The organism is Lentibacillus salicampi (assembly GCF_004565465.1).
Classification (GTDB): domain Bacteria; phylum Bacillota; class Bacilli; order Bacillales; family Amphibacillaceae; genus Lentibacillus; species Lentibacillus salicampi.
On record NZ_SRHY01000069.1, the window covers coordinates 1 to 7,299 of the forward strand.

General features: G+C 43.7%; 9 protein-coding genes. 7 read left to right on the top strand and 2 right to left on the bottom strand.

The window, feature by feature from the left end:
* Nucleotides 1-271 precede the first annotated feature (271 nt).
* The 6 genes from E4U82_RS18870 (at nt 272) to E4U82_RS18895 (ending at nt 5,260) form a co-directional block, all read left to right on the top strand.
* Entirely contained in the window at nt 272-709 is a 438-nt protein-coding gene (locus tag E4U82_RS18870; RefSeq protein ID WP_135111792.1) for a GNAT family N-acetyltransferase, read from the top strand.
* A gap of 222 nt (nt 710-931) precedes the next feature.
* Entirely contained in the window at nt 932-1,474 is a 543-nt protein-coding gene (locus tag E4U82_RS18875) for a CPBP family intramembrane glutamic endopeptidase (protein ID WP_167751495.1), read from the top strand.
* A 200-nt stretch (nt 1,475-1,674) separates the two neighbouring features.
* The gene (locus tag E4U82_RS18880) at nt 1,675-2,526 is read left to right on the top strand and encodes an AraC family transcriptional regulator (protein WP_135111794.1); all 852 of its coding nucleotides are present in this window, start codon (nt 1,675-1,677) and stop codon (nt 2,524-2,526) included.
* A gap of 126 nt (nt 2,527-2,652) precedes the next feature.
* A complete protein-coding gene (locus E4U82_RS18885) occupies nt 2,653-2,865 on the top strand; it encodes a YjzC family protein (protein WP_135111795.1) in 213 nt (70 codons plus the stop codon).
* A gap of 255 nt (nt 2,866-3,120) precedes the next feature.
* Nucleotides 3,121-4,620: a flotillin family protein gene (locus tag E4U82_RS18890; protein ID WP_245183658.1), complete on the top strand. Its 1,500-nt coding sequence runs from the start codon at nt 3,121-3,123 to the stop codon at nt 4,618-4,620.
* A 352-nt stretch (nt 4,621-4,972) separates the two neighbouring features.
* The gene (locus tag E4U82_RS18895; RefSeq protein WP_135111796.1) at nt 4,973-5,260 is read left to right on the top strand and encodes a TIGR04104 family putative zinc finger protein; all 288 of its coding nucleotides are present in this window, start codon (nt 4,973-4,975) and stop codon (nt 5,258-5,260) included.
* Between the two features lie 64 nt (nt 5,261-5,324).
* Here the strand turns inward: E4U82_RS18895 and E4U82_RS18900 are convergent, their stop codons facing one another.
* Nucleotides 5,325-5,756: a MarR family winged helix-turn-helix transcriptional regulator gene (locus E4U82_RS18900; RefSeq protein WP_425339545.1), complete on the bottom strand. Its 432-nt coding sequence runs from the start codon at nt 5,754-5,756 to the stop codon at nt 5,325-5,327.
* 137 nt (nt 5,757-5,893) lie between these two features.
* On the opposite strand from E4U82_RS18900, the gene E4U82_RS18905 reads away from it, so the two are divergent.
* Nucleotides 5,894-6,394, top strand: coding sequence for a CarD family transcriptional regulator (locus tag E4U82_RS18905; RefSeq protein ID WP_135111798.1), 501 nt, complete (start codon nt 5,894-5,896; stop codon nt 6,392-6,394).
* A gap of 126 nt (nt 6,395-6,520) precedes the next feature.
* On the opposite strand, the gene E4U82_RS18910 is transcribed toward E4U82_RS18905, so the two are convergent.
* Entirely contained in the window at nt 6,521-7,165 is a 645-nt protein-coding gene (locus tag E4U82_RS18910) for a pentapeptide repeat-containing protein (RefSeq protein WP_167751497.1), read from the bottom strand.
* Nucleotides 7,166-7,299: the final 134 nt, after the last annotated feature.

Consider the following 7,299-nt stretch of genomic DNA (forward strand, 5'->3'; position numbering starts at 1 on the left):
ATGTTTATTGGACTTTACATGTAGGAGGTTATTAGATTTTGGGATGACTGGCAAGGCTCTTTTTTATCCTGGCAGTTGTGTATTTTTAGGCTGCCGAATTATGTAATTTTATTTTGCCATAAACACTCGTTGACTGTGTCTTTAAAATTTGCAGTTGTTTATTTTAAAATTCACCATCATGACACGTGACTTTGTGTCATAATAGAAGCACGTCAGGCCAAGCAGGAAATGGGTGGCTTCCTAAGACTATCGGCAAAGGAGACGTGACACGATGACATTAACCGTCAAAGAACTTCAAACACAGTATGATATTTTGCATGCATTTTCAGTCATGAAGCAGCTGCGTCCTCATCTTGATGAAACGACCTATCTTGAACTGGTAACTGAAGCTAAAGCAATAGATATGTACCATCTGTTTGCATTATTTGATCAAGGTGAGATCGTTGCGGTGACAGGATTTAAACCGATGGTCACGCTTTATTACGGGAGATTTGTATGGGTTTGTGATTTAGTTACACGTGAGGACAAGCGGTCTCATGGATATGGAGAACATTTGCTGTCGTTTGTTCATGAGTGGGGGAAGGATAATGGCTACGAAGCGGTTGCCCTGTCATCCGGGTTGAAACGGATGGATGCACATCGTTTTTATGAAAAGAAAATGGGTTATGACAAAGTGAGTTATGTATTTAAAGCGTCACTGTCTTCATGAAGGGAGGTGGGCATTGTGGCTAGTGATACATTACCCATCGGCCATAAGATAGTGGAAAAATGGGCGTAAAGACATCAATTCGCTGAGATATCTGAGGAGGCGAAGGAGGTTTTTGGGATAACTAAACGACATTATATCTGGCTGTATTTCATGATATTCTTTTTACTTTGGTGCCTTAGGGAGTTATGGCTGGTTCAGTACATCAACATGATGCCGCCGGTGTTGACGGCTATTACCTCAGCTGGTATTAAAATCGTTGTCTGGGTGCTGCCTGTTTTATGGCTAGTTACAGCTGTTGAAAAAAGAAATCCCCTAACGTATTTGGGACTGAGCGTGAACGTCTCTAAAGGTTTGAAATGGGCGGGCTGGTTCACGCTGGCACTGGCAGTCTGTTTTTTGATGGCCAATGTGCTCATATTGGGAAACGGTATCAATCTGGATTTGGGATTTGATGAATGGCTTAATACGATTATTATCGTTGGCATTACAGAAGAAATTGTTTTCAGAGGGTTTATTTTAAACAAATGTATGGAGATGTTTAACTTTTGGAAGGCGAACATCATCACTTCCCTGCTGTTCGTGTCGATTCATTTTCCGATTTGGATATACGAAGGCCTGTTTCAATTCCCTTATGTGATCGGTACAACCGTCAATGTTTTTGTTGTTGGTGTTCTATTTGGTTATGTATATAAAAAGTCGGGATCCCTATGGTCGGTCATTATCATTCATTCGATGTATAACTTATTTGTCACCGTGTTTGGCTGAGGGAGGATTTTAGAACAAATCTTTGTATAGTGAAAAAAGTGGTAATCCAATTGGAAGGCGTTAACCAAATGAAATACAATAATATGCTGGCCTCTATTGGACACTTGACATTTTCACTCCACTAACTAGTCCCAACAAAGCACAGCATGACAGGATGACTTCCCGAATCCTTGCTAATATGATCTCAAGGGGTGAGCGATATGATGTGGGTTGAATCGTTGCAGAAGGCGATTGATTACATGGAAGTACATTTGCTGGATGATATATCAATCGGGCGTATTGCTGAACAGGCGAATGTGTCGGTGTTTCATTTCCAGCGCCTGTTTGCGGTATTGACGGATATGTCGGTGGGTGAATATCTCAGGCGCCGGCGATTGACACTGGCTGCTGATGAGTTGTCGCGATCAAATGCCAGAATCATTGATTTAGCCCTTAAGTATGGCTATGACACACCTGAGGCTTTTTCGAAGGCTTTTCGCAGGCAGCATGGTATGTCGCCAAGTGAAGCGCGAAGGCATTCGGGAAAGCTGACATCGTATAATCGCCTGGTGATACAGGTGAATTTGAAGGGAGTAGAACCGATGCAATATAGAGTTGTTGAACGGGAACGATTTCAAATTGCAGGGATCAAGCGGACGTTTTCATTGGTGAATGAGAAGAATCTTGCGGAGATTCCAAAAATGTGGGATGCGGTGAATGGTGATGGGACCGATGAGTTGCTTTTCAGTTTGAATAATGGACCGATTACGGGCGTGTTGGGCGTCTGCATTGATAAAAGTTCCGAAGCAATTGATTATTGGATAGCCACCGCTCATGACGGCGATGAGCCTGATGGATTATCAACATTAACAATTCCCGCATCCAAATGGGCAGTCTTTGAAGTTCACGGTCCGATGCCGGATGCTATGCAAACGGTATGGAAACACATTTTCTCGGAATGGTTTCCATCAAGCGGCTATAAACATGCCGGAACTCCGGAGCTGGAGGTTTATACCGACGAAGATCCGTCGAGCCCGGATTTATATTCTGAGATCTGGATACCGGTCAAATGAGAAATGACAGTTGAAAGTGGCCAGGATGCATTTCTCCCGCAAAAAAACAGCTTTTTCTGCTTCCAAGGTTATATTGTGCGGCATATCAACCACAATAAGGGTAACTAAGCAGAAGGAGTGATGATCATGGGCGAGCAGTCCAGGTTCCGCGGGGGCCAAAAAGCGCCGAATAATGGCGCTTACATTGAGAAAGGCGAGACAGGAAGCAATGTGGAGGATCCAAAGCAGGTTGACATGAAAGCAGGCGACAAATTCCCGGAAAATGCCAATCCGGAACGCGTCTGGGTCAATAAACGCGATCTGTCACGGCCGGGTGTACAGGGGAGATCCAACGATTGATATGAACGGGAGCTGCTGGCGTTCGGGCCGGCAGCTTTTTCATGGATTTTCATAAGATTATCAGCGTAATTCAAAGGATTAACAGCTATTTTTTCTTCTATATCCCATCTTACTGGAATAAGATGAAAGTGGGGAATTTTTAGGTTGAAAATATATGAATAGTGAAACGTTTGATGGTTTGTTATCGTATTACAGATATAGGTCCATTTACATAGATTGCTGGACTGGATTCATAACTTATAAGGGAGCGGATTGATGTTGTTTCAAGATGCATTAGTTTTAATGATCCTTGCCATTGTTGGCGTTGTCGTGATTATTGGGGGGATCATTGGGTTTATTATCTTCAGGCTCCGCTATAAAACCGCGAGTTCGAATGAAGCACTTGTTGTCACCGGACCGAAGCTGGGTGATCCGGAAAAAGAGCGGAATGTCTTCCAGGATGAAAATGGCCGTTCAGTCAAAATCATCCGTGGCGGCGGGTATCGCCTGCGGATGTTCCAGACTGCCACACCGATTGATTTGACCTCCTTTCAGCTGCAGGTTGATTCTGAGAAAGCTTATACCAAGGAAGGGATCCCGGTACGCGTTGTCAGTACGGCTGTCATCAGTATCGGCAGCGAGCTGGCAATTATGGCTAATTTTGCTGAGAAATTTCTTGGGAAAAAGCAGAAGGAGCGGGAAGATGAATTAAGAGATGTATTAAACGGCCATTTGCGTGCAATCATTGCATCGCTGTCCATTGAAAAGATTTATAACGATTTTAAAGAGGTCAATACACAGGTGAAAAAGATTGCGGAGGCAGACCTGAAAGGCATGGGCTTTGAAATCACCTCGTTTGCCTTAAATGACGTGGAGGATGTCGATGTTGAAAATGGCTATATCGATGCACTGGGACGTCCGCATATTGCGGAAGTGCAGAAGGTGGCGAACCAGGCCGAGTCCGATGCGAAGAAGGAAACCCGTATTTACCAGGCGCAGAATGATCAGGAAGCACAGGATGAAGAAAACCGCCGCCTGACAGCGATTGCCCAGTCCAAAAATGAAAAGAATATTAAGGAAGCTGAATTTGAAAAAGAAACCAATCGCGCCAGGGCGAACGCTGAACAAGCTGGTGAACTGGAGCGGCAGCGACTCGCCCAGCAGGTGAAGGATGAGGAATTGAAGGTTCAATACATCGAGAAGCAGCGTGCAGTTGAACTGGAAGAAGAAGAAAATAAACGCCGCCGCTCAATCGCTGATGCAGAGGCTTATAAAACAACGAAAGCGGCTGAGGCCGATGCGGAAAAAGAACGTATCAAAGGGGAATCCGAAGCTGAAGTCATTCGCCAGCGCGGTATTGCCGAAGCCGAGTCCAAAGAACGCATGGCCAAAGCAATGGAACAATACGGGGAAGCAGCGATGATGGAAATGCTGATCAACGTATTGCCTGAGTATGCCGAAAAAGTTTCCGCACCAATTTCTCAAATTAAGGATATGAAAGTAATTGATATGGGCGGCAGTGATTCGCAGGGCGGTTCATCAAAAGTCGCCAACAATGTCACGTCAACGATGCTTGGCATTCAAGAATCGCTGAAGGAAACGACCGGCATGGATCTGAAGGCGATGCTTGAAAGCTATGTATCCCGTGGGAACGCTGATCACTTTGGCGCACAAAAGGAAAAATATTATCAGGAAGCCTCAGCCGCCAAAGGATCTGATGAAGATGACGCTTCAACAGAGGAAGAGGCCACTCCGGAATCTCTGGACGAAGCGTAACCTTCAAATGAAAAAACAGCGTTCAAGTAGGTGCAATTCTTTTTCACAGAATTGCACCTTTTTAAAGGAATTATCACGTTTTTGTCGAAACTAGTAGCAGGGAAAAATTCATAAGGAATGAGTCCAGTGTCTCGAAAAATTTTATTTTGGTCTGGTTTAATCATATTTTCTATCGGATATTTCTTTCTCAACGGGTTGATGGGATTTAATCAACTGGTTGGCAATGAACTGGTAGCGTACATTGTCACTGCTGCCGGATTATGTTTTATAGCGGTTTCCAATTTGCTGAAGGAGTATCATTAGCTGAGGGGATCGGGGGAGAAGGAAAGGTATCAGCAAGCGGGGGGTTTACATGCCAATTTGTCAAAACTGTGGTAACAAATGGACTTGGAAACAGACGATTAAAACAATTTTCAAATTGCGTTGTCCGCACTGTGGCCAAAAGCAATATGAGTCGACATCGTCAAGAATAAGGAGCGGTATATTTGGGCTGCTTCCGGTGATGTTGCTCCCGGTTAACGCCTGGTTGGATTTTTCAGTGGGTATGGTACTGACCATGGCTGTCATGTTAGTTCTGATCATCCTTGGGTTCTATCCATTTATATTAAAATTATCAAATGGAGAGGAGCCGTATTGGTGAATAATGGTTGTACCGGCAGTCATCGTCTCAATTCTATTCACCGTTAAACGGTTGCAATGGTTATTCACATACCCCAATCAGCTTTTAGAATATCGTTAAGAAGCTGAAATTGTTCATGGCCGATGTTGTCAGCGATTTTTCTTTCCTGGTCCGCCTTCAATGCTTCGTTCTTTTCATAACACGCTTCACCTAAATCGGTTAACCGGATGTATTTATCCTTTTTGTTATCCCTGACATTGCTGACTTCCACTAATCCCTTTTCTTCAAGTTTTTTGATCAATTTATGCGTCGCCTGCCTGGAGATGTCCACATTTCGCGAAACATATGCAATGGTCGGTTGCTTTTGATAGATTCGTGCCATCATGAACCATTCAGAATTTGATAGATTCATATCACTGTTGGTATTCCATAATTGTTCGATGACTTTTCGCAGCTGCAGATGACGCTCGCTCAGTACATCAATTAAATCAAGGTCTTTTAATTTATCGTCCAACATGATCGCCCCAATCGGTTTTTTCGGTGTTTACTATACAAAACATACTCTGCATTGTCAACTTAATTGACATTCCTGAAAAAGTGGCGTATACTTATAATGTAAACTAGGTTGACAATTTTATGGTTGGAGGCGACCGAATGTTTAATGTTGGCGATTTGATGATTTATTCCACGCATGGTTTATGCCGTATTGATGACATATGTGAGAAAAGCTACGGCAAGGTAGCGCGGACGTATTATGTCATGCATCCGATTGAGGAGCCGGAATTAACGATAAATGCACCTGTCGATGGTGATCCGTCCATGATGCAGACGATTATGGAAAAGGACGAAGCGGAAAGGGTCATACAATCTTTTCAAAATCCGGGTATTCAATGGATAGACAATGCAAGACAGCGCAACAAAAAATATAACAATCTTGTCAATACAGGTGACCGTCAGGAGATTTCCATGGTGGCCAATACGTTAATGCGGAAAGAGCTTGAGGTAGACCAGGATAAAAGCAGAGTGTATGATCAGGACCGGAAACTTCTGGCTTATATACAAGGCATTATGTTCAGGGAATTGGCTGTGTCACTGGATACAACTTTTGAAAACATATCCGAAAAAATTAACACGATGATCAGACAAAGCGCTTAACATCATTGGCTTAGTTTAGTTCAGATCCGGAATTCTCGAATGACCATCAATTTATATGATAAGTTGTGGTCATTTTAAGACTTTGGTAACCCGCATCTGTTATCAACCCGGGTATGTAAAGCGTTTCTAATCGTCCTTCACCTTCACCCCAAATAACCCAATAAACCCGGCCGCCTGTTCAGGTGCGATCACTGCACCGCGCAGCTCCTGCTCACCCGCGTGTATATGTGTGAACCGGCATTGGCTGAGGTCGATATTGTTGAGTGATGTACCAGTGAACTGCACGTCCTGAATGTCTGATGTGCCAAGCTGTAGGTTATCCTGTGACGCATCGATAAAGTTGGCGCCTTTTAATAAACAATTGTCAAATTGCACATCCCGAAATGCGGTCAGGTTACAGAGAACATATGGGGCCTGGCAGTTCGTCCATGTCGCATCCTGCATAACAGCCTGGTCAAAATCGGTACCGGTCAGTTTGCAGTTGCGAAATTCAACGCGGTTAAACCTCGCCCCATTGAGTTTTGCGCCAGAAAAATCACAGTTGTCGAACAAAACATCAAGCCATTGGGAATAAGGCAACTCTGTTTCACTAAAGGTGACATTCCGGAAATGGATCTGGTCAAACCGAACATGTTCGGCATGTACCGTCCCAATTGGCGAATCGATGGCGCCCATTTCGTAATAGGACTGATCTGTCAGATGCGTGAAGTTTATGGAATCCAATTGTTCCGGCAGGTCCGGCGTTTGAATCATTCTATTTTTATTTCTCACCACACGGACTCCTCGTATACTATATTTAGGCTCTTTCATTTAGCCTATAAATTCACAAAAAAACCTGCATTCAGAATGTTTATAACTTGGACGCTCTGAGATATTCCTAGATAATGGTCTTAGGATCATTTGGG

Bases quoted from the DNA above. Each gene is read 5' to 3' on its own strand.
- E4U82_RS18885 (WP_135111795.1), top strand. From the start codon at position 2,653: ATGGGCGAGCAGTCCAGGTTCCGCGGGGGCCAAAAAGCGCCGAATAAT.
- E4U82_RS18890 (WP_245183658.1), top strand. From the start codon at position 3,121: ATGTTGTTTCAAGATGCATTAGTTTTAATGATCCTTGCCATTGTTGGC.
- E4U82_RS18880 (WP_135111794.1), top strand. From the start codon at position 1,675: ATGATGTGGGTTGAATCGTTGCAGAAGGCGATTGATTACATGGAAGTA.
- E4U82_RS18870 (WP_135111792.1), top strand. From the start codon at position 272: ATGACATTAACCGTCAAAGAACTTCAAACACAGTATGATATTTTGCAT.
- E4U82_RS18900 (WP_425339545.1), bottom strand. From the start codon at position 5,756: ATGTTGGACGATAAATTAAAAGACCTTGATTTAATTGATGTACTGAGC.
- E4U82_RS18905 (WP_135111798.1), top strand. From the start codon at position 5,894: ATGTTTAATGTTGGCGATTTGATGATTTATTCCACGCATGGTTTATGC.
- E4U82_RS18895 (WP_135111796.1), top strand. From the start codon at position 4,973: ATGCCAATTTGTCAAAACTGTGGTAACAAATGGACTTGGAAACAGACG.